Below are 22,210 nucleotides of genomic sequence, written 5' to 3'. Positions count from 1 at the left end.
ACCGCATTTGTATTGTTTATATAGCGGCAGAGATGACCTGGTAGCTATGCTGACAGAGCAGCTTGCGGTCTAAGTCTTGTCCTGGTTCAGGCCTTAAGGGTGGCAAGAAGTGGAGTTTCACGCCCAGATCGGGGCTTTTCAGAATCATGGCCATGGATTGCACTAAACCCATATCTCCAATAAAGGCAGTGGCCAGACTGCGTTCACCGGTCTTTCGAGAGTGATAAGAAATCGCCAGGGACCACACTGGAGTGTGAGAGATGGCAGCAGGCTCAAACAGATTTGGTTTGAAGGGCAAAACTGTCTCGCCGGAGGATGAGGTTCCTTCTGGGAAGATGCAGACCGATTCAGTTTTTAGAACCTCAGCCATTTGGTCTACCACTTGACGGGCATGTCTTGCACTATCGCGTCTGATGAAGACTGTGCCCAGTTGCTTGGCCATCCAACCAAAGATCGGCCAAGAGGCTACCTCAGACTTGGCGACAAAGCGAACTGGCTTAAAAGAATTGATCACATGAATATCAATCCAGGAGATGTGATTGGACACCAATAAATACGGTGCGCTTGGGAGGAGCTCCGCGCCCTGCACCGTCAAATGCAAACCAAAGATCTTTAGGAGTCTTTTGCACCAGCGCTGAATGTGGTGATCTCTTTGCTGCCGATCGAGCAATGGGAATAAGACCGAAAGGGTGAGCACCCCCCGAATCGTATGAAGAATGATGAGGAGCCATAATCCAAAGCGGATCAAGTACGGGGTTTGCACTGTGTTTTGCATTAGAAACATCAATATAAAGCAAGTCACAAAAGTGACATCAAACTGTCACGATCCTTACATCAAGGACGGGCTTAATACAACCTCATGATGCATTACCGCGCTATCTGGATTTCAGACGTGCACCTCGGAACATCAGGGTGTCAAGCTAACTACCTCCTCGATTTCTTAAAACACAACGAAGCAGACCAGTTTTACCTCGTTGGCGACATTATCGACGGCTGGCGCCTCAAAAAATCATTCTACTGGCCTCAAGCCCACAACGACGTGGTTCAGAAGCTATTGCGTAAAGCCCGTAAAGGTACTGAAGTGATTTACGTACCCGGCAATCATGACGAAAGCGCACGTCAGTTCTTCGGTTTGTCCTTTGGCGATGTCAAGGTTGTTGAAGAGGTCATCCACACTACCCTCGATGGTAGAAAGCTTTGGGTAACCCATGGTGACTTATTTGATGGCGTGATGCAATACGCTAAATGGCTGGCTTATGTTGGCGATACCCTTTACTCCTTCATTCTGTATGTGAATCGCTATTTCAATATGATTCGGGTCAAGATGGGTCTGCAGTACTGGTCTCTCTCCCAATACTTAAAGCACCAAGTTAAGAATGCTGTCAGCTACATTGCCGACTTTGAACACATCATGGCACGTGAAGCTCGTTTACGCGGTTGCGATGGCGTGGTGTGTGGCCATATTCATAAAGCAGAGATACGGGAAATCGACGGGCTGCTCTATTGCAACGATGGTGATTGGGTCGAAAGTCTGACCGCCCTCGTTGAGACACACGAAGGCGAACTCAAGATTGTGCACTGGCCGTTTATTAAAGGTGAGCCTTTAGAAAGTGCTGCTGAAACTGCTAATGAACCCGCTTTGGGGCAACTGATTCCTAACTTTGCAAAAGAGGCAACACTATGAAAATCATGATCATCACCGATGCATGGGATCCGCAGGTTAATGGCGTTGTTAGAACCCTTAAACAAACTCGCGCTGAGCTGATTGGCATGGGTCATGAAGTCGAAATGATCACCCCCAATGATTTCAAGACTATTCCTTGCCCCACTTACCCAGATATCTCTTTGTCTTTGTTTCCAGGCAAGACTGTTGCTAGAAAGATTAAAGAATTCGCTCCCGATGCGATGCATATCGCCACTGAAGGGCCTTTAGGTTTATCGGCTCGCGCTTACGCAGTTAAAAACAAGTTACCCCTCTCTACCGCGTATCACACCCGTTTTCCAGAATATGTAAAAGCCCGCACTGGCATTCCCCTTGCCCTGACCTATGCATTCTTGCGCTGGTTCCACAAGCCTTCTATGGCTGTGATGGCGCCAACGGTTGTGGTCAAGCAAGATCTAGAGAAGTATGGCTTTACCAATGTAGTGCTCTGGTCTAGAGGTGTTGATCTCGACATCTTCAAGATGCAAGACTCCAAAAAACTCAATAGCGCCCATCCTATCTTTTTATATGTTGGTCGCGTTGCTGTTGAAAAAAATATCAATGCCTTCTTAGAAATCGATCTACCCGGTTCTAAATGGGTTGTAGGTGATGGCCCCGCCATGGAAGGTATCAAGCAAAAGTATCCTGAAGTGAACTACCTCGGCGTTCTCAATCAATACGAGTTGGCTGAAGTCTATGCAGCTGCTGATGTGTTTGTTTTCCCAAGCAAGACCGATACCTTTGGCTTAGTCTTGCTTGAAGCTATGGCTTGCGGTACTCCAGTTGCAGCCTATCCTGTCACTGGGCCCATTGATGTCTTGGGCGACTCTCCTGCTGGTGCGATGAACGAAGACTTACGTGAGGCTTGCATGCAAGCTTTAACCATTCCCCGTGAAGTAGCGCGTGCCCATGCTGAGAAATTCTCCTGGCGAGCTGCTTCTGAGCAATTCGCACGCCACCTCAAACCCGTGCCCTCAACTGAAGTGCATGTGACTGCGCTTGCTTAAGCTCTGTTATCACCAGCGCTTTCACACTTTTTAAGGGTTTGCTTTGAGTAACTATCACATCGATCAAAACCCCCACAAGGGCAATAAAGGCCTGACTCGGGCTTGGCATGCAGCCAAGAATTCTTGGTGCGGAGTGGTGTATGCCTTTAAAGAAGAAAGTGCCTTTAGACAAGAGTTAACGCTGTTGATTATTTGCACTCCAATCGCCCTGTTTCTGAATATCAGCGTTCTCGAAAAAGTAGCCTTGATCTGCTCCATCATTATGGTCTTGGTCGTCGAATTGCTCAATTCCAGTGTAGAAGCGGCGATTGATCGGATTTCCTTTGAACACCACGACTTATCCAAAAGAGCGAAGGATTTTGGGTCTGCAGCAGTCATGCTAGCCCTTTTAGTCGCTGTTTTGATCTGGATAGCGGTTTGTGGTCCTCTTGTAGCAAAACTGTAATAAAACCGTAATACGATTTCATCTACCAATCGATCAAGGTCTACCTCATGTCCGACATTCCAAACCCACTTGCGGCCTTTGACATCTTCAACTCCCGATTTGAAGATATGCCTAAGAAACTCAGTAAGTTACGTCCTTTAAAGAAACTATTTTCTAAGAAGATTGCCAAGAAACTCTTTGGTAAGAAATTTGCGCTCAAGCCCCGCGCCTTGACCCCGGTGACTCAAGATCACGTTGTTGCTAAGCCTGCTAGCAAGCCTAAGCGCCCTGCTTTCCAGATCACTTGGGCAAGTACCCCAAATGAGATCAAAGAAGCCCAAAGATTGCGATACAAGGTATTTGCTGAAGAAATGGGTGCAAACCTAGCCCAAAATCATGAGGGCCTTGATGTCGATGAATTCGATGCCTATTGCGACCATTTATTGATCCGCGATCAAGAGACCCTAAAAGTTGTTGGTACCTATCGTGTTTTACCTCCCCACAAAGCCCAAGAAATTGGTCGTCTTTATTCCGATTCTGAGTTTGATCTGACCCGCTTGAACCACTTGCGTCCAAAGATGGTCGAATTAGGTCGCTCTTGCGTTCACGCCGACTATCGCTCTGGTGCTGTCATCATGGCGCTCTGGAGTGGTCTGGCCCAGTACATGCAAAAGCATCGCTATGAAATCATGCTCGGTTGCGCCAGCATCCCGATGGCTGATGGTGGTCACTTTGCAGCAAGCTTGTACAACTCGCTCTCAGAAGAGCAAATGGCTCCAACCGAGAACCATGCTTTCCCTCGCCTGCCTTTGCCATTAGACAAACTCAATGGCGGGCTAGATGTTGAGCCTCCTCCACTGATCAAAGGCTATTTGAAGTTGGGTGCGAAGATTTGCAGTGCCCCTGCCTGGGATCCAGATTTCAATACCGCCGACCTCTTAACGATGTTGCGTCTGTCTGAAATCAATCCACGTTACGCGAAGCACTTCCTCAACGTTTAGCGTTTAGTTGTTTTGGTGCTAAGTAGGTCTTACTTCAGACCTACTTGATAAGTGCGGCCGATACGTTCCCATTCGGCCGCTTCTTTTTGTAAGCTAAATTCAGTCAAAGGGTGTGCATCTGCCCACTCCCTAGACAAGCTCACCAAATAAGAGCCGTCATCTTCAGAGACTTTGACCTTAGGAAGATTTGCATCACTTCTACCCCGGCAAAGCACCTGAGCTAGGCGCAAACAAAACAGCATGCGCCAATCATGAAAACCTGCATTGGTAGCCAGCTTGCCTAACTTACCAGCATGACCGATAAGTAAAGCAGCTAAGCGCGCCTGATCATTCTTGGAAAAGCCGGGCATATCAGCATTACCTGCAATATAGGCTGAATGTTTGTGATAACCGTTATGTGAGATCGACAAACCAATCTCATGTAAATTGGCGGCCCATTGTAAGAGCGCAATATTTTCTGCACGACTCTCTGAATCGGGTTTAGGCAGCTGGTCTAAAAATTCTGCGGCCAAATTACCGACCCGAGTTGCCTGATCTCGATCGACTGTATAGCGTTGCATAAACTGCTCTACCGTGACATAGCGCATATCGTGGTGTTGAGAGCGGCCCAATAAGTCGTAGAGAACGCCCACCCTGAGAGCAGCATCGGTTACTTCCATCGACTCAATACCCAACTCATCAAAGACGGCCAACATAATAGCTAGGCCACCGGGCCATACTCCACGGCGCTCATCTTTGAGACCACCCAGCTGAATATCATTCACATGCTCGTATTTGAGCAAATGTTTTTTCATAGCGCGCAAACCTTCACGCGTAATTAAGCCGCTGCCAGTATTAACACGGCCCATGGTCAGACCATCACCCTGTCCATTGAAATTATTCTCGGCAATGATGTCGGCCAAAGCACGGGCAGTGCCTGATGATCCAATCACTTGCTTCCAGCCACTCTTGAGATAGTTTCCGGCAATGACTTGGATTTCACGGCGGGCTGCAAGCTCGGCTTCTTTAAAAGCGTGCGCGTCAATATTGCCTCTAGGGAAGAAGCGCATGCTATGCGATACGCAGCCAATGTATAAACTTTCCATCAGCTTAGGTTCATATCCTTTGCCAATGATGAGCTCGGTTGAGCCACCACCAATATCAACGACCAAACGGTTACCCTGCACTGCAGAGACCTCATGTGCTGCGCCGATATAAATTAGACGCGCTTCTTCGACACCGGCAATAACCTCAATTGGAAATCCCAAGGCATCTTGCGCATCATTGACAAAGTTTTGGGCGTTTTTAGCTACGCGCAAAGTGTTCGTGGCGACAGCTCTTACCTTGCTGGGATCAAAACCTCGAATACGTTCCCCAAAGCGACGTATTGCAGAAAGGCCGCGTTGATAGGCATCGTTACCTAATAATTTATTGTCAGTAAGACCCGCTGCCAAGCGCACAGTCTCACGCAGAGTATCGATGGGTCTGAGTTGGGTACCGGAGGGGGTGTTTACAACCTGAGCTACCAGCATCCGAAAGCTATTCGAACCTAAGTCAACCGCCGCAACCAGATCGTTTGCGCCGGGGGTTAACTCGACTGGGTTAGCTGCCAAAGGTGTTCCTTATAGAAATAACCTAACTGAATATGTCTATTTTATGTAAAAACAATGACATATTCATGAAATTACCGCAAAGTCTACTGCATCAGGACTAGGCGGCGAGGTTTTTCTCGGAACTACTGCAGTCGGTGTTGCCAAAGCTACAGAAGATGCAGCAATCCCCTGATTTGGGCTTGAGGATGGTGCTGCAGGCTTTGCAGCGATAAAGATGCATGGAACCCTCAGGGATCTCTAAAGCCTCTTGGGCTAAACAGCTAGGGCAAGTAATGACAGAAACAGTGGGGGCAATTAAGGTATTCACGCTGCAATTCTGACGAGCAAATATTGCAGGAATAAGACAGCTACTTTATTTGGATTTACCGGCCTTAGCTTCTGGTTTAGCCGCCTCTAAACGCCCTGATTTAACCGCCTTACAAAATAGCTCATAGTCTGCTTGGTTCTGTTTTGCATAAGCTTTAGCAAAACGGTACAAAGCTTCATCCAGCTTCTTGGATTGTCCACAGTAGCCAGAGATCACTGCTGAATCACCAGAGCGTGCATGCCCCAATGCCAAAGCCCAGCCAAAGAGGCGAGCATAGTCTGGAAAGTTTTGCAATGACACGCCATCTGGGCCAAATACAATACCGCCCTTCATATCTCGCAACTGTCGTAAATAGAAACCTTGTCTACTGCCAATTTCATATTCAAGGTCGCCGTAGTTCAAAAAGATATCTGGCGCACCTTGCAATAGTCGCTGGCCTGATACGACCCGTCGACCCATATTTTTATAGGTCGATTGACCAAGGTAAGGTGTAAGCACTGAATGCTGCGCCTCTTTGTATTGCAAAAATAAAGGGTCGTTTGGTCCATCCCCTTCGAAATAAATCACCATGCAATTGGTGCCGACACTACCGACCCCTACCACCTTGCGTGCAAAGTCTTTTAATGAATAACGCTCAAATAAGACTTTTTTATCGGCTAATAAGGTACTGGAATAGTTCATTAAGGCGTTATTCACTAAATCAATAACTGGGCGGCCTTTAAAGAGAGGAGAAAAGTGCTGAATCAAGGGTGGCTGATTAATGATCTTACGATCCTTGCCAACCAAAGTGGTTAACTTTTGTAGCACTTCAATTTTGGTTTGCCCTTTGACTTGTTTTAAAAAGGCATCCAACATTTTTTGATGCGATTTACTGAAATGCTTACGAATATCTTTCTCGCCGATAAATTGCTGGGCAATTTGGATATAAGGCATTTGGGCATATTCAGCCATCCGTTTTTGATACTCAGAAGTAATTCTTTGCACGAGTAGCTTGCTGGTTTTTTCATCACCACCCAGAGTTTCACAAGCGATTACCGCGCTAGCCACGAGACGCTTGATGTCATACTCCCAGCTTCCAGGAAGCGTTTCGTCAAAATCATTGATGCCAAACACGAGTCGGTGCTCGGTAGTTGCAAACAAACCGAAGTTGGAGACATGCATATCGCCACAGAGTTGCACGATCACATCCGTTGTGGGTTGGTTTGCTAAATCCTGTGCCATGATGGCTGCACAGCCACGATAAAACGCGAATGGTGACTGCAGCATGCGCTCATACCGAATCGGAATCAATTCTTTAATACGGCTTTCTGCTTGTCGCTCAAGAATGATGATGGGATCGAGTCGATGCTGTGGTGGGGTGTAAATCCCCTGCTGTTCAAAGCTCACTTTTTTTCGTAAAGCTTTGCCATCAGAAATGCGTTTTTTAATCGATGGCCGCGGATTTTTGAACGACTCAATCGAATTGAGAATAGCTATCTTGGTTTGGGGGACTTGCTCACTAGCCTTTTTCACCACTGACATGCGGACTCCGGTAGATGGGTTTTTCCCATCATACCGCTTATTGACAGCCCTGGAATGGTCTTATTGAAACTGCTGATGAATACGATGCAGGTGATCTTTGATCTCGAGATGATCAAGCTTGTCGACCGGCAAATTAATTAAATGCTCGATTCGGTTACGCAGACCCATTTCCACCTTTCTAAAGGCTTGCAGCTGGGCTTCATGACCCGCAACTTTTGAGGGGTCAGGAAAACCCCAATGCGCCGTGGAAGGATGACCGGGCCAATATGGGCATTCTTCTCCAGCAGCTTCATCACACACCGTGATGATGAAATCCATATGGGGGGCACCTTCTCTGCCGTACTCATCCCAGCTTTTGCTACGTAATAGATTGAGGGGATAACCCATCTCTTTGACTAGCAGAAGCGCAATTGGATTAACGGTTCCCATGGGTTTTGAACCCGCGGAGTACCCAATAAACTGACCGTGACTAAGTGTAGTAGTAAGGGCCTCACCCAAAATAGAACGGGATGAGTTGCCAGTACATAAAAACAGGACGTTATAGTTTTTCATAGACTGTGATGATTAAATGATTTCGTCAAGCTTCAAAGCATAACGACTATCTACCAAAAAAGAAACGAGCTTCTCTTTAAGGGATTGGGATCGAGCCTGCAGCATTTGTTCTTTGACGTCCAGACCAGCAACACCCAATAGAGCATCATGTTTTTCTAGCTCCTGATTGAGGATTGACTCACCTGACTGATCCATGACGCCCCCTTTTTTAATTGATTCATCGGATCGTACAAAGAGCATATTTCAGATTAATTACAGGCTAGCTGCCCGAGCGTTTCTTTCTTGCGGGAAAAGTTAGTCGCCATGGCTTCAAAGCGACTGCGGATATTGTTTTTAATAAAATATTGCGCTACGAAGGATGGAATCAAGGTATCAATCGCGAACTCGCTTTGGTACTGCAATCTTGCACTGCCCTCTTCAGGTTGGATCTTCCAAGTGCCTCGGTAGTACTCTACATCTCCTGAAATTTGGTGAAAGGTCAGCAAATTCGTGGGGGTCTCTTCGTACTCCACAATCGAATGCAGATTAATTGGGAAAAACAGGATTCGCTCTTTCACATCCCGTTCGACCCGCACTTTATTGGCCTCTCGGCTAATCACAACCGACTTTTTGATGCCAGGAATCTTGGCTGCGCTTTCGTAATCTGTCAGCATTGTGTAGGTTTGGCATTCGGTTGCGGGTATCAGAAAGCTTGCGTTGACTTGAAAGGCATCGCCCGCCTTTTGTACTGACACCTTCAAATCAAAATCGGGAGGAGTAGTTTGTGCTGTAGCAAATTGAGACCACCCGAAGGTAATCAGAGTCGCTGCAATAAACAATCCAGACGGCAAAGGTTTCATTCGGCCACTTTACGATTCAACAGATTAAAAAAATGCCCAGATCTCTCTGGGCAAAATTGCATAGGAACAAGCATGTGCCGAGCAGCCGACTGCCCGACTGATTCAATGTAAATGGCTAGCGTGACAGTTGCATGACAAGCAAGACAATTACTGCAAAAGCCCTGAGATTGCATTATGGTAACGCTATATCTTCAATAGGATTTCCGTATGCGCACTAGCCACTCCAAAATCATCCTTCTATCCCTGCTTGTTTTGGCTTTTGGAGCCCATGCAGAATCCACTCGCTTTATTGCCCTGGGTGATATGCCCTATTCCCTCCCCAAGGACTTGGTTCGCTATGAGCGACTAATCAAGGCTATTAATGCAGATAAACCTGCATTCAGTATTTTTGTGGGCGATACCAAGTCGGGTGACACACCGTGTAGCGATGAGTATATGGAAAAAACCACGCGCTATTTCAACTCCTTTGATGCGCCGCTGATTTACAGCATCGGCGATAACGAGTGGACCGATTGCCATCGTACCTTAGCAGGTGGCTATGACCCCATCGAGCGACTCGAACGGATTCGTAAAACACAGTTTGTCGATCAAAATAGTTTTGGTAAACGTCGTATCAGCCTGACCCGCCAAGCCGATGTCATGCCCCAGTTCGCTAAGTTTGTAGAGAACTCACTTTGGTTGAAGGGAAAATTTGTATTCGTGAGCCTTCATATTCCTGGCTCTAACAATAATTATGAAAGAACTCCCGCATCGACCCAAGAGTATCTTGAACGTAACGCTGCTAATTTAGCCTGGATTGAATATGCTTTTCAGTTAGCGCAAAAGAAAAATTCTGCTGGCATTGTGTTTGCATTCCAGGCGGACATGTTTTACTCCCCACCTGGCGAAGTCAACAGCATGAACAGTGGCTTTGTGGATACGCTCAATCAGTTCCGATCTTATGCAGAAAAAACTACCCTGCCCATTTTGTTGATTCATGGAGATAGCCATCGCCTTAAAATTGATCAACCGCTTCTTGATAGCAAGAGACGAGTACTAGAAAATGTGTATCGCCTCGAAGTCATGGGGGCAGACGAAGTGCAGGCTGTAGAAGTTACAGTCGACGACAGCAAGTCAAGCCCCTTTAGCTTCAGACCCCTTTTGGTTCAAGAAAACTTGAACCCTTAATTTGAAGCTTAACTACCTAAGCGATGATGCAAAAAACGGTTAGCGTAATTGACGCGGGCCTCATACCAAGCTTGCCAGTACTTCAAGATCATTTTTTTCATCACAATCTCCTGCTGGGTTTAACTGGTATTAAGTCTGATCACTTACCATGACATGAGCATGGCACTTTGATGACTCGACTGTCTTAATCGGTAAAGTTAGCAATTAACTTAAGCTAAACTCAATTTGACCGATATTCAATCGACACTTTAGACGGGGAAGAAAATGGCACATTGGGATTTTTCTTGGGACTATGTTCTTCGCTTAGGCTTAGCCTTAATCGTAGGGAGCGTGCTAGGGCTCAATCGCTGGATGCATCATAAATCCGCCGGCATGCGCACGCACGCCCTGGTTTCTATTGGTGCTGCAACTGCCATCATTCTGATAACAGCACTCCCCAATTTTGATAGCCAAGGCGTTAGTCGCGTTCTACAGGGCTTAATTACCGGCCTAGGGTTTTTGGGAGCCGGGGTCATCATCCAAGGCGGTAGCTCTGGCAAGATTCATGGTCTCACCACCGCAGCCAGCATTTGGTCTTGCGCATTGATTGGCGCCACCTTTGGGGCGGGCCAATTTGCCATAGGCTTGTTAGCCCTTGGTGCAATTTTGATCGCCCTCCTCTTAGGAGGCCCTTTCGAACGCTTAACCAGTCGTTTAACGGGCATCAAACGAAGCTCCGAAATTACGGTAGATAAAGACGATGATTTACCTAAAAACCCCGATTTTTAGGCTTTCTAGGTCAAAAATTGGGTTTTTGTCATATTAGTTTGATAGGATCTGCACATCCTTAATCAAGACAGCTTTTGCTTATCCAATTTATGAGCCAATATAAGTACGAAGACGCAGTCAGACAGCTGCAAGAATCTGGGGCTATCAGCCTGGTAGATTTCAAGCAACTCTCCTATGAGGATTTGGTTGAATTGCTCGAAGAAATCAAAGTCTGGTGTCTTTACGCCAATGGCAAGCCTGAGAAGCTTGCAAAAGAATCCAAGAAAAAGAAAAAGAAAAAGAAGGACTAAGTCTGAGATTAGGCTTCAATTGCTGAGAATAAATCTGTCTCAGTATTAGCAACCCGGTCCTTAGGGAAGCGTAAAGTAAACGTACTGCCCTTGCCTGGTGTACTTTCAATTAAAAGCTGTGCTTGATGTCGATTAGCAATGTGCTTGACAATCGCTAAGCCCAATCCCGTACCGCCAGTATCACGTGAACGACTACGATCGACTCGATAGAAACGCTCAGTTAATCGTGGTAAATGTTCTGAAGCTATTCCGGGGCCTGTGTCGGTTACCGAAAACTCACCTTGTCCCTGTTCATTTAATCCCCAACATGCAGTAATTGAGCCGCCATTCGGTGTGTAGCGAATAGCATTGGATACCAGATTACTAAATGCAGAAAGTAATTCGCGCTCATCACCAAAGAGATTTTGAGTCGTCTTTTGCTCAAAGCTAAAGCCATGACTACCCTGCGAGAGTGCTTCAGCATCATTCTTAATCAATGCCATCAAGGTATTGAGTTGCACTACTTGAGTCGAAGCTGGAATCGCATTGGCTTCGAGATTAGCTAGAGTTAAGAGGTCCTCAACTAAGCTCTTCATGCGCTGTGCTTGCAGCATCATCAAGTCAAAGTAGTGATCTTGTTGCGGCTTATCAAGTTCAATCGATTGGACCGTTTCTAGAAAGCCCATCAATACGGTAATCGGTGTTCTCATCTCATGCGATACGTTGGCTACGAAATCACGCCGCATGGCATCTGCTTTTTGTAAATCAGTTACATCTTGTATCAGCAGTAGATGCCGCTTCTCTCCATAAGGGAAAGCCTGGATCAATAAACTTAAATTACTATCGGGGCCCATTCTTTCAATAATGATGGACTCCTCAAACTGTCGCTTACCCAGATACTGAATAAACTCAGGCCTTCTCAACAGAAAGTTAATGCGCTGACGAGCATCGCGGCGAAAATTCAGACCGAAGAATGACTCTGCTAAAGAATTACACCATTCGATTTGATCTTCATCATCGAGCATCACGATGCCGTTAGGGGATGCCTGAAAAGCCTCAATAAATCGGTTGTGTTGCTGATCAATTGCTTGGGCTCGAGACTTCAGATTTTGCACAAGCCGTTGCAGCCTAAAGAAGACCTCCTCCCAAAATCCACTAGGAAGCGGCATATTTTCCAGGTTATCGGCAGCAAGGTATTTACCTAAGCGACTCAGATTGATATAGGAGTAGATCAGCGGAATCGAGAGGACAACTATTGCTGCAGCGATACCGAAATAAGGCCCCCAATGAATTAAGGCCACATAGGCGGCTATGACGGCTAGGGCCAGTAAGAGGCTAAATCGAGAGAAAGCAGAGAACATGCTGCAATCTTATTGCATCCCACAAAAAAGCCCTAAAAAGGGCTAAATTGGGCTCACAAATGGAATTTAGGTTTCAGTTGGGGTCTTGGTTATGCGGTAGCCACTGCCCCGCACCGTTTCAATGAAGCGGTCACAGTCCAGGGGGGCCAAAGCAGCCCTTAGACGCTTGATATGAACGTCTACAGTTCGTTCCTCGATATACACCTCACTACCCCAAACTTTATCCAAGAGATTCGCACGAGAATGCACGCGCTCTGGATTAGCCATGAAGAACTGTAGTAATCGGTATTCAGTTGGGCCAAGGGGAATAGGCTTAGATTCGGCATTGGGTCTGACTGCTAAAACCCGATGGGAAATCGGATTCAGCTTTAAGGGGCCCACACTCAATGGTCCAGTATCTTGAACGGGAGACTGACGACGCAATAAAGCCTTTACGCGAGCAACTAACTCCTTAGGAGAAAAAGGCTTAGTCACATAGTCATCAGCGCCTGCATCTAGGCCCATCACCTTATCAGCCTCTTCGCTCTTGGCGGTGAGCATCAAAATCGGTAGTGAGCGAGTCCGCTCATTGGCGCGCAACTCTTTTGCAAACTGCACACCCGATTTGCCAGGCAACATCCAATCCAAAACAATCAGGCTAGGCAGACTCTCGCGCATCGCATTCATGGCAAGATCCGTTTGCATCGCTTTTTCTACTTCATAACCAGCATGGGACAAATTCACCGCAATCAACTCTGCGATAGAAGGCTCATCCTCAACAATCAGTATGCGGTGAGTCATCAAAGGCTCCGTATTGAAGTTTACTTACTCTTTAGTAGCCGCTCTTACCAAATCCGCATGCGGGATATGGCGCACGTCATCACCCTTGACGATATAAATCACAAACTCGGCAATGTTCTTAGCATGATCGCCAATGCGCTCAATCGCCTTAGCAATCGTTAGCATATCCAGCCCAGTTGTAATCGTATGGGGATCTTCCATCATGTAGGTAATCAGTTTGCGTACAAAGCCTCTGAACTCTTCATCAATGAGGCGGTCTTCATCAACAACCTCAGCAGCAGCAATCGTATCGAGGCGAGCAAAGGCATCCAGGCTACGGCGCAATAGTGAGATCGCCATCTGACCAGATAAACGAATTTCTGAAACATTGATGTTATGGGCTGCACCAGCCTCAATTAAGCGCTTAGTGCGCTTAGCAACACGCTCAGCTTCATCACCGGCACGCTCGAGATTGGTGATGGCTTTGGATACTGCCATAACCAAACGTAAGTCACGGGCAATCGGCTGGCGACGGGCAATCAATTCAGTACAAGCAGAATCAATCTGGATCTCTAAATCATTGACGAGCTTTTCATTCTCGATTACGACATTACAAGTCTCGATATCCATTTGGGTAAAAGCGCGCATTGCAGTAGCAATTTGAGACTCTACTAAGCCACCCATCTCAAGGAGGCGACTGGACAAGGAATTTAAATCGGCGTCAAACTGTGACGAAAGGTGTTTATCTGGCATGCTCATCTCCAATTAACCAAAGCGACCGGTAATATAGTCTTCTGTTTCTTTGCGCTTAGGCTTGATAAACAACTCATCTGTCTTACCAAACTCAATTAAGCTGCCAAGGTACATATAGGCAGTGTAATCGGATACACGGGCCGCCTGTTGCATATTGTGGGTCACAATCGCAATGGTGTACTCGTTTTTCAACTCAGAAATCAACTCTTCGATTTTGCCGGTAGAAATCGGATCCAAAGCAGAAGTAGGTTCATCGAGCAAAATGACGGAAGGCTTCACGGCCACGCCGCGGGCGATACAGAGACGCTGTTGCTGACCACCAGATAGGGATAAGCCGCTTTGATTAAGCTTATCTTTCGCTTCGGTCCACAAAGCCGCTTTGTTCAAAGCCCACTCTACCCGCTCGTCCATCTCAGAGCGGTTGAGGTTTTCATATAAACGCACACCAAAGGCAATATTCTCGTAAATGGACATTGGGAATGGGGTTGGTTTTTGGAAAACCATGCCAATGCGGGAGCGCAACAAGTTCAGATCTTGACCTGGAGTCAGAATATTGTTGCCGTAGAAATTGATCTCACCTTCAGCGCGTTGACCTGGATAGAGGTCATACATGCGGTTCATAGTGCGGAGCAAAGTGGATTTGCCGCAGCCAGAAGGTCCGATGAAGGCGGTCACTTTGCCCTCTTCGATATTCATATTGATATCTTTTAGGCCTTTAAAAGAACCATAGTAAAAGTTGAGATTCCGGATTTCTAGCGCATTGACTGCATCACTAGATTGCGAATTATTTTCTGTATTCATATTCGATTTACTCCCCAAGCCTTCACTATCAATCTTATTTAAGTTGAACATTGTTTTCATATCACTCATCCTTGTGCTTTCTCACGGAATACCACACGGGCAAGGATGTTCAAGCCCAACACTGCAAACGTAATGAGTAAAGAGCCTCCCCAGGCGAGGTCAACCCAGTTGTCATAAGGACTCATTGCAAATTGGAAAATCACCACTGGCAAGTTCGCCATCGGCGCATTCATATTGGTAGAGAAGAACTGATTATTCAATGCAGTAAACAACAATGGCGCTGTCTCACCGCTCACGCGGGCAAGAGCCAACAAGATACCGGTCATGATGCCGCTTTTGGCCGCTCTTAGGGTGACATAAAAAGCGACTTTCCACTTTGGCGTTCCCAGAGCATAAGCAGCTTCACGCAGACTACCAGGGACCAAACGCAACATATTCTCGGTAGTGCGAACCACCACTGGAACAGCGATCAAGGCCAGAGCAATCGTGCCAGCCCAACCTGAGAAGTGCTTTACTTGGGCCACAAATAATGCGTATACAAACAAGCCAATCACAATCGAAGGTGCCGACAACATAATATCGGTCACAAAGCGGGTAACCGCTGCAATCTTACTGCGGTCGCCATACTCAGAAAGATAGAGACCTGCAAGCACGCCGACTGGAGTACTAATTAAAGTACAAGACGCAATCAACATCAAGCTACCAACGATGGCATTTGCCAAGCCACCGTTGTCAGAGCCTGGCGCTGGTGTACTCATTGTGAACATATTCAGATTCACTGCAGCAAAACCTTTAATAAATAGCGTTGCCAAAATCCAAATCAAGAAAACCATACCCAAAGTCATGGCGAGCATAGACAAGGCAAGACCAATTTTATTAGCCCGCTGACGACGAGCAAAAACGGCTTGATTAATGTTTGCGATTTGACTCATGATTTCACTCCTTTGGCTTTTTCCATCCGAAGCAACATCCATTTAGCCAAAGCTAAAACCACAAAAGTAATAAAAAAGAGCGCCAAACCTAAGGCGAACAATGATGAGAAATGCAATCCCGCGTCTGCCTCACCGAATTGATTAGCCAAGGTCGAAGCAATTGAGCTACCGGGAGCAAATAAAGATGGAGAGATACGACTCGCATTACCAATCACGAAAGTAACCGCCATGGTCTCACCAAGCGCTCTACCGAGACCGAGCATGACGCCACCCACTACGCCCGCTTGGGTATAAGGTAAAACAATTCGAGTCACCACTTCCCAGCGAGTGCAGCCAATGCCATAGGCCGACTCTTTCAACACTGGGGGAACGATCTCAAATACGTCACGCATCACAGAAGCAATGAAGGGCAAAATCATCATGGCTAAAATCAAGCCAGCGCACAACATACCAATGCCGTTGGTTGGGCCTGAGAAAAGAATGCCGATCAGGGGAATCTTGCCGATAGTGGCTTGAAGAGCAGGTTCAATATAGTCACCAAAAATCGGGGCGAACACGAACAAACCAAACATACCGTAAATAATGGATGGCACTGCAGCCAAAAGCTCAACCGCTGTTCCTAAAGGACGCTTTAGAAAGTCTGGACACATCTCCGTCAAAAAGACGGCGATACCAAAACTCAGGGGTACAGCAATTGCCAAAGCAATGATCGATGAAACCAAGGTTCCATAAATCGAAATTAAACCGCCAAACTGGTCATTAACAATATCCCACTCGTCATCCAAGAAAAATCCTGGGCCGAAGGTCTTCAAGGCTGGCCATGCATTAATCAATAGAGATCCGATAATTCCGGCCAAAACAAATAACACCAACATCGAGAAGAATTGGGTGATGGCGTGGAAAAGAAAATCTTGGATACGCTGTCTACGGGCAACTTGAACCGCCTTAGCGCTCGGTAGACCTAATGTGGAGGATGTCGATTGCATATTGAATTTATAAGTACTGCGTGAAGAAAAAATGGCCCCAAATTACTTTGGGGCCGAATTTATTCTATTAAGAATTACTTAACATCAACCTGTGACCAAACACTCTTGCGAATGAAGTTGGTTGTTGCTTCAGGCATTGGAACGTAATCGAGTTCAGAAGCCATTTTGCCGCCATCTTTGAAACCGAAATCAAAGAACTTGATCACTTCAGCAGCGTTTGCTTTGTTATCAGGCTTTTTGTAGATGACGATGAAAGTTGCACCAGTAATTGGCCATGAAGCAGCACCAGGAGCGTTAGTAATAAATGTTTCCATTCCTGGGAACTTAGACCAATCAGTACCAGCAGAAGCAGAAGCGAATGAAGCAGCGGTAGGCATAACAAACTTGTCTTCCGCATTCTTCATCTGGGTATAGCTCATGTTGTTTTTCTTAGCGTAAGCAAACTCAACATAACCGATCGAATTCTTGATACGGCTTACGTTAGCCGCAACACCTTCGTTACCCTTACCGCTTACAGTAGAAGCAGCTGGCCATTTAACAGCAGAACCAAAACCTACGTTATCTTTCCAGCTCTTATTTACTTTAGAGAGGTAGTTAGTAAAGATTGCAGTTGTACCTGAACCATCAGCACGGGTTACAACAGTGATATCACCAGCCGGAATCTGAACACCTGGGTTCAACAAAGCGATACGCTTGTCATTCCAGTTGGTCAATGTACCTTGGAAAATATCAGAGAGAACGTCGCTGGACAATTTCAATTGACCTGGCTTGATACCATCGATATTCACCACAGGTACTACACCACCAATGATGGCTGGGAACTGAACCATGCCAGCAGACTGTAATTCGTCAAAGCTCATTGGAGCGTCAGTTGCACCAAAGTCGACTGTCTTCGCTTTAATTTGTTTGATACCACCGCCAGAACCAATGGATTGATAGTTCAAGCTATTACCAGTTTTGGCTTTGTAAGCCTCAGCCCATTTAGAGAGCACTGGATAAATAAAAGAAGAACCAGCGCCGGTCATTTCTACAGCCATTGCACCAGTTGACACGGATAGTGCTACAGCTCCAGCAACTAAAGCCTGCTTAAAAGAGAGTTTCATTTGAGGATGTCCTTGTATAGAAATCGAGAGATAACAACACATGGACTCTACGATTTGCGTATGACTCTTTTATGACATTGCGTCATAAACAAGGCTTAAATCTTGTTTTTAGGGCCTCAAAATGGGGTTTTAGGCAATTGGGACTAAATCAGCGATACTTTTAGCGCTCTTGAGTGCGATGGCCTCATCCTGAGCTTCGACCATAACCCTTAATAAGGGCTCGGTACCGGATGGGCGAATGAGGACCCTCCCCGTATTCTGAAGATCAGCTTCAACTTTCGAAATTTGGGCTTTGAGCTTCTCATCAGCTTTCCAGTCATAAGTAGATTGGATTTTGATATTGAGCAGGACCTGGGGATAAATCTTCACGGAATCTAGAAGTTGGGCCAGGCTCTTCTTTTGTTGGCTCATCGCTGCGAGTACTTGCAGCGCTGCAATCGTGCCATCCCCTGTGGTGTGCTGATCTAGGCACAATAAATGGCCCGAGCCTTCACCGCCCAAAATCCATGATTTTTTCTTAAGCAATTCCAGCACATAGCGATCGCCCACCGCGGCTCGCTCAAACTGCACACCCAATTCTTTGATGGCTTTTTCCACAGCCAGGTTGGTCATTAGGGTGCCCACCACACCCCCAAGGGGAATGCCGCGCTGCAAGCGGTCATTTGCCAATACGTAGAGCAATTCATCACCATTAAATAGGCGACCGGTTTTATCCACCATTTGCAAGCGATCCGCATCGCCATCTAAGGCGATACCGATATCGGCACCCACATCTTTGACTTTAGCAATTAAAGCTGCAGGCGCAGTTGCGCCGCAATGGTCATTAATATTGCGGCCATTGGGTTCAACACCAATCGCAATAACCTCTGCCCCAAGTTCCCTAAACACATTAGGGGCAATCTGATAAGCCGCACCATTGGCGCAATCGACCACCACCTTCATACCTCGTAAATTGAGATTGCCAGGGAAAGTCGATTTACAAAATTCAATATAGCGTCCAGTTGCAGCATCTAAACGCGATACCTTGCCTAAATGCTCTGAGTGAACGCAACCAAGGGGCTTATTAAGCTCAGCCTCAATCGCAAATTCAAAATCATCAGATAACTTGTCACCCTGCGCAGAGAAAAACTTCACGCCATTATCTTGATACAAATTATGTGATGCGGAGATCACTACTCCTGCAGATAGGCGTAACGCTTTGGTGAGATAAGCAACGCCGGGGGTTGGCATCGGACCACACAAGATCACATCAACACCAGCAGCCACAAAACCCGCTTCTAGCGCAGACTCTAATAAGTAACCTGAGACACGGGTATCTTTACCAATCAGAACTTTGCAACGTTCGCCCACTTTGGCTTGACTCGTTAAAACAATACCGGCGGCATAACCAAGGCGGGTCATAAAATCCGGAAGAATCGGAAACTGACCTACTTCCCCGCGAATACCATCCGTACCAAAGTATTGTTTTTTCATAAGGGGAATTATAAGACTGCTTCCCAGATCTTTAGAGCATCGATTGTGTCTGCTACATCGTGCACTCTAACGATACGAGCGCCACGATCTGCTGCCATGATCACTGCTGCAATACTGGCCGCTAAGCGACCATCCGACTCTCGTCCAGTGAGTTTGCCCAGCATCGATTTACGAGATATGCCCGCTAAGACTGGAAAGCCCAATTGTGTAAAGCGCTCAAATTGGGAGAGCATTGTGAGGTTGTGTTCCAGGCTTTTACCGAAGCCGAAACCAGGATCAAGTGCGATTCGATCTGCTGATACGCCTTGGTGAATTAAAACATTTGCCCTCTCCATTAAGAAGGTGCTCACTTGCGCAATGACATCCTCATAGTGGGGATCAAATTGCATCGTTTGTGGATCTCGTTGCATATGCATTAAAACCAGCCCACACTCTGGATGATTACTGACGACTTGAGCAGCGCCTGCTTGGCGCAGGCCCCAAATATCATTGACGCAATCTACGCCAGCAGCTAGTGCGGCTTTCATGGTTTCAGCTTTATAAGTATCTATAGACAGCGCCACACCACAATTGACTAGGGACTCAATCACCGGCATAACACGATCAAGCTCTTCTTGTAATGAGATAGGTTCGGCGCCAGGCCTGGTAGATTCACCACCAATGTCGATGATGTCAACACCACTCTCGATCATCTGCTCTGCATGAGCTAATGCAGCCTTGGCTGATTGGAACAGACCGCCATCCGAAAAAGAATCCGGTGTCGTGTTCAGAATACCCATCACCAATGGGCGTTTGCGAGGCTCAAAAAGAAAACGCCCGCAACGCCAAGTTGCGGGCTGAACTACTTGCTCTGAATTAAGCGGTTGCTGGCGCACTTCCCGATGCTGGGCCATTACCAAATGCTGTGGAAGGTGAACTCTCCACTACTGGGGTAGTTGTTCCAGCTGAATTGCCAAAGACAGTTGTTACAGGAGGCGGCTTAGGCGTGCGTGGTGGACGACCTTCCATGATGTCGGTAATCTGATCAGCGTCTAAGGTTTCCCATTCAAGCAAAGCAGCGACCATTGCTTCAACCTTGTCGCGATTCTGTTCAAGAATAGAACGTGCCAAAGCATATTGACTATCGATCAAGGCCCTAATTTCTGCATCCACTTTTTGCTGAGTGAGTTCAGAAACTGTTTTAGAACTGGTACGACCAAAAATACTCTCAGACTCAGTGTCGACATAGACCATCGTACCCAAGCTATCACTCATACCAAAACGGGTCACCATGTCGCGGGCCATTTTAGTAGCACGCTCAAAGTCGTTTGATGCACCAGTACTCATCGAGTGCAAGAAGATTTCTTCTGCAGCACGGCCACCAAACAAAATGGCCAACTCTTCCAACATGCGATCTTTATACAGATTGACGCGATCAAACTCTGGCAACTGCCAAGTCACGCCCAATGCCATTCCGCGCGGCATGATGGTGACCTTGTGCACTGGATCTGCTTTAGGCAATACCTTAGCGACAACAGCATGACCAGACTCGTGATACGCGGTGTTACGACGCTCTTCCTCACGCATCACTGCAGACTTACGCTCAGGACCCATATAGATCTTATCCTTAGCGTCTTCAAAGTCTTTCATATCGACTGCACGCTTATTACGACGCGCAGCAAATAAAGCGGCTTCGTTAACTAAGTTTGCTAAATCGGCACCGGAGAACCCAGGTGTACCACGCGCTAAGACGGCAGCATTGACATCTGGATCAATCGGCACTTTGCGCATATGCACTTGCAGAATTTGTTCGCGACCCCGAATGTCAGGCAAGCCAACATGGACTTGACGGTCAAAGCGACCTGGACGCAGTAAAGCGCGATCCAGCACATCAGAACGGTTGGTAGCAGCAACGACGATCACGCCGCTATTACTTTCAAAACCGTCCATCTCCACCAGCATTTGATTCAGGGTTTGCTCACGCTCATCATTACCACCACCCATACCAGCGCCACGATGACGACCTACTGCATCGATCTCGTCAATAAAGATGATGCAAGGTGAATTTTTCTTGGCGTTCTCAAACATGTCGCGCACGCGTGATGCGCCAACCCCCACAAACATCTCAACAAAGTCAGAGCCTGAGATAGAGAAGAACGGTACCTTAGCTTCACCTGCAATAGCACGGGCTAACAGGGTCTTACCGGTTCCAGGAGGGCCTACTAGCAAGACACCATGGGGAATTCGGCCACCCAGTTTCTGAAATTTCTGCGGATCTTTTAAGAAGTCGACTAACTCAAACACTTCTTCTTTAGCCTCATCGCAACCCGCCACATCAGCAAAGGTGACGGTATTACTATTTTGATCAATCAGGCGCGCTTTGGATTTTCCAAATGAGAATGCCCCGCCCTTACCACCGCCTTGCATCTGACGCATCATGAAAAACCAGAAACCAATAATGAGTAGCGTAGGTCCAAGGTAGTACAAAGCAGAAACAAACATATTGGGTTCATCGTCGGCTTTACCGGTTACTTGAACACCGTATTTCATTAAGTCACCCACCATCCAAATATCGCCAGGAGAAATAATGGAGTACTTGGCACCATCATTTGGTGTCACTTGTAATGTGCGACCTTGTACATCGACACGCTTAATCTTGCCCGCTTTGGAATCTTCCATAAATTGCGAGTAAGTTACTTGCGGCTGATCTTTGGGCTTATCAAATTGCTTGAAGACCGTAAATAGGACGAGGCCCACAACGAGCCAGATACCCACTTTTTGGAACATATTGCTATTCAAAACGAGGCCTTTGCCGGATTAATCCGGGAGTAATTGCATTGCTGATACCTAAGTATTTGATTCTACTACTAGGCTTTTTCAAGGGCTCGGAGCAGATTTATTTAATAAACCCATG

At 46.7% G+C, this 22,210-nt stretch carries 24 protein-coding genes; 7 read left to right on the top strand and 17 right to left on the bottom strand.

Features of this window, described 5'->3' with window-relative positions:
- Positions 1-16 precede the first annotated feature (16 nt).
- Complete coding sequence (locus tag Pas1_RS04155) at positions 17-775, bottom strand: lysophospholipid acyltransferase family protein (RefSeq protein WP_225971648.1); 759 nt, start codon at positions 773-775, stop codon at positions 17-19.
- An 84-nt stretch (positions 776-859) separates the two neighbouring features.
- Here Pas1_RS04155 and Pas1_RS04150 point away from each other — a divergent pair, with 84 nt between their 5' ends.
- Genes Pas1_RS04150 through Pas1_RS04135 form a run of 4 tightly spaced genes read left to right on the top strand, consistent with a single transcriptional unit; the run spans position 860 to position 4,134 of the window.
- Positions 860-1,684 carry a UDP-2,3-diacylglucosamine diphosphatase gene (locus Pas1_RS04150; protein ID WP_404824785.1) on the top strand — a complete coding sequence of 275 codons (825 nt, stop codon included), beginning with the start codon at positions 860-862 and terminating at the stop codon, positions 1,682-1,684.
- The gene (locus tag Pas1_RS04145; protein WP_112204260.1) at positions 1,681-2,709 is read left to right on the top strand and encodes a glycosyltransferase family 4 protein; all 1,029 of its coding nucleotides are present in this window, start codon (positions 1,681-1,683) and stop codon (positions 2,707-2,709) included. The genes Pas1_RS04150 and Pas1_RS04145 overlap by 4 nt, the downstream gene beginning before the upstream one ends.
- A 43-nt stretch (positions 2,710-2,752) precedes the next feature.
- Positions 2,753-3,154, top strand: a complete 402-nt coding sequence (locus Pas1_RS04140; protein WP_112294576.1) for a diacylglycerol kinase — start codon at positions 2,753-2,755, stop codon at positions 3,152-3,154.
- Positions 3,155-3,201: 47 nt separating this feature from the next.
- Positions 3,202-4,134: a GNAT family N-acetyltransferase gene (locus Pas1_RS04135; protein WP_318784737.1), complete on the top strand. Its 933-nt coding sequence runs from the start codon at positions 3,202-3,204 to the stop codon at positions 4,132-4,134.
- Between the two features lie 29 nt (positions 4,135-4,163).
- Here the strand turns inward: Pas1_RS04135 and Pas1_RS04130 are convergent, their stop codons facing one another.
- The 6 genes from Pas1_RS04130 to Pas1_RS04105 all read right to left on the bottom strand — a co-directional run bounded on the left by Pas1_RS04130 (position 4,164) and on the right by Pas1_RS04105 (position 8,945).
- Complete coding sequence (locus tag Pas1_RS04130) at positions 4,164-5,645, bottom strand: Ppx/GppA phosphatase family protein (RefSeq protein ID WP_112205837.1); 1,482 nt, start codon at positions 5,643-5,645, stop codon at positions 4,164-4,166.
- Positions 5,646-5,823: 178 nt separating this feature from the next.
- Entirely contained in the window at positions 5,824-6,033 is a 210-nt protein-coding gene (locus tag Pas1_RS04125; protein ID WP_225971647.1) for a GDCCVxC domain-containing (seleno)protein, read from the bottom strand.
- Between the two features lie 45 nt (positions 6,034-6,078).
- A complete protein-coding gene (locus tag Pas1_RS04120; protein WP_112294574.1) occupies positions 6,079-7,554 on the bottom strand; it encodes a DUF2252 domain-containing protein in 1,476 nt (491 codons plus the stop codon).
- A gap of 60 nt (positions 7,555-7,614) precedes the next feature.
- Positions 7,615-8,106: an arsenate reductase ArsC gene (locus tag Pas1_RS04115; RefSeq protein WP_112204266.1), complete on the bottom strand. Its 492-nt coding sequence runs from the start codon at positions 8,104-8,106 to the stop codon at positions 7,615-7,617.
- Between the two features lie 12 nt (positions 8,107-8,118).
- Positions 8,119-8,301, bottom strand: a complete 183-nt coding sequence (locus Pas1_RS04110) for a hypothetical protein (RefSeq protein WP_112204268.1) — start codon at positions 8,299-8,301, stop codon at positions 8,119-8,121.
- 53 nt (positions 8,302-8,354) lie between these two features.
- Complete coding sequence (locus Pas1_RS04105; RefSeq protein ID WP_112209306.1) at positions 8,355-8,945, bottom strand: SRPBCC family protein; 591 nt, start codon at positions 8,943-8,945, stop codon at positions 8,355-8,357.
- A 207-nt stretch (positions 8,946-9,152) separates the two neighbouring features.
- Here Pas1_RS04105 and Pas1_RS04100 point away from each other — a divergent pair, with 207 nt between their 5' ends.
- The 3 genes from Pas1_RS04100 to Pas1_RS04090 all read left to right on the top strand — a co-directional run bounded on the left by Pas1_RS04100 (position 9,153) and on the right by Pas1_RS04090 (position 11,170).
- Positions 9,153-10,112: a hypothetical protein gene (locus tag Pas1_RS04100; protein WP_192874765.1), complete on the top strand. Its 960-nt coding sequence runs from the start codon at positions 9,153-9,155 to the stop codon at positions 10,110-10,112.
- A 264-nt stretch (positions 10,113-10,376) separates the two neighbouring features.
- Complete coding sequence (locus Pas1_RS04095; RefSeq protein WP_112204272.1) at positions 10,377-10,880, top strand: MgtC/SapB family protein; 504 nt, start codon at positions 10,377-10,379, stop codon at positions 10,878-10,880.
- Between the two features lie 89 nt (positions 10,881-10,969).
- The gene (locus Pas1_RS04090; RefSeq protein WP_112204274.1) at positions 10,970-11,170 is read left to right on the top strand and encodes a hypothetical protein; all 201 of its coding nucleotides are present in this window, start codon (positions 10,970-10,972) and stop codon (positions 11,168-11,170) included.
- An 8-nt stretch (positions 11,171-11,178) separates the two neighbouring features.
- On the opposite strand, the gene phoR is transcribed toward Pas1_RS04090, so the two are convergent.
- From phoR to ftsH, 10 genes are all read right to left on the bottom strand, one after another.
- The gene (gene phoR / locus Pas1_RS04085; RefSeq protein WP_112294573.1) at positions 11,179-12,510 is read right to left on the bottom strand and encodes a phosphate regulon sensor histidine kinase PhoR; all 1,332 of its coding nucleotides are present in this window, start codon (positions 12,508-12,510) and stop codon (positions 11,179-11,181) included.
- A gap of 66 nt (positions 12,511-12,576) precedes the next feature.
- Positions 12,577-13,290 (bottom strand): phosphate regulon transcriptional regulator PhoB, encoded by a 714-nt coding sequence (gene phoB / locus Pas1_RS04080; RefSeq protein ID WP_112294572.1) that lies wholly within the window; start codon positions 13,288-13,290, stop codon positions 12,577-12,579.
- 24 nt (positions 13,291-13,314) lie between these two features.
- Positions 13,315-14,022 (bottom strand): phosphate signaling complex protein PhoU, encoded by a 708-nt coding sequence (phoU, locus tag Pas1_RS04075; protein ID WP_112294571.1) that lies wholly within the window; start codon positions 14,020-14,022, stop codon positions 13,315-13,317.
- A 12-nt stretch (positions 14,023-14,034) separates the two neighbouring features.
- Positions 14,035-14,823, bottom strand: a complete 789-nt coding sequence (gene pstB / locus Pas1_RS04070; protein WP_112205839.1) for a phosphate ABC transporter ATP-binding protein PstB — start codon at positions 14,821-14,823, stop codon at positions 14,035-14,037.
- Positions 14,824-14,888: 65 nt separating this feature from the next.
- A complete protein-coding gene (gene pstA, locus Pas1_RS04065; protein WP_112204282.1) occupies positions 14,889-15,755 on the bottom strand; it encodes a phosphate ABC transporter permease PstA in 867 nt (288 codons plus the stop codon).
- On the bottom strand, positions 15,752-16,741 hold the full coding sequence (gene pstC / locus Pas1_RS04060) for a phosphate ABC transporter permease subunit PstC (RefSeq protein ID WP_112204284.1): 990 nt from the start codon (positions 16,739-16,741) through the stop codon (positions 15,752-15,754). Before pstC ends, pstA begins: the two co-directional genes overlap by 4 nt.
- 74 nt (positions 16,742-16,815) lie before the next feature.
- Positions 16,816-17,844 (bottom strand): phosphate ABC transporter substrate-binding protein PstS, encoded by a 1,029-nt coding sequence (gene pstS / locus Pas1_RS04055; RefSeq protein ID WP_112209313.1) that lies wholly within the window; start codon positions 17,842-17,844, stop codon positions 16,816-16,818.
- Positions 17,845-17,973: 129 nt separating this feature from the next.
- Complete coding sequence (gene glmM / locus Pas1_RS04050; RefSeq protein WP_112294570.1) at positions 17,974-19,317, bottom strand: phosphoglucosamine mutase; 1,344 nt, start codon at positions 19,315-19,317, stop codon at positions 17,974-17,976.
- Positions 19,318-19,325: 8 nt separating this feature from the next.
- Complete coding sequence (gene folP / locus Pas1_RS04045) at positions 19,326-20,210, bottom strand: dihydropteroate synthase (RefSeq protein ID WP_112238334.1); 885 nt, start codon at positions 20,208-20,210, stop codon at positions 19,326-19,328.
- Entirely contained in the window at positions 20,173-22,095 is a 1,923-nt protein-coding gene (gene ftsH / locus Pas1_RS04040) for an ATP-dependent zinc metalloprotease FtsH (RefSeq protein WP_225971419.1), read from the bottom strand. Before ftsH ends, folP begins: the two co-directional genes overlap by 38 nt.
- Positions 22,096-22,210: the final 115 nt, after the last annotated feature.

The organism is Polynucleobacter paneuropaeus, from assembly GCF_003261235.1.
Classification (GTDB): domain Bacteria; phylum Pseudomonadota; class Gammaproteobacteria; order Burkholderiales; family Burkholderiaceae; genus Polynucleobacter; species Polynucleobacter paneuropaeus.
This window is presented reverse-complemented; position numbering and strand designations above follow the sequence as displayed.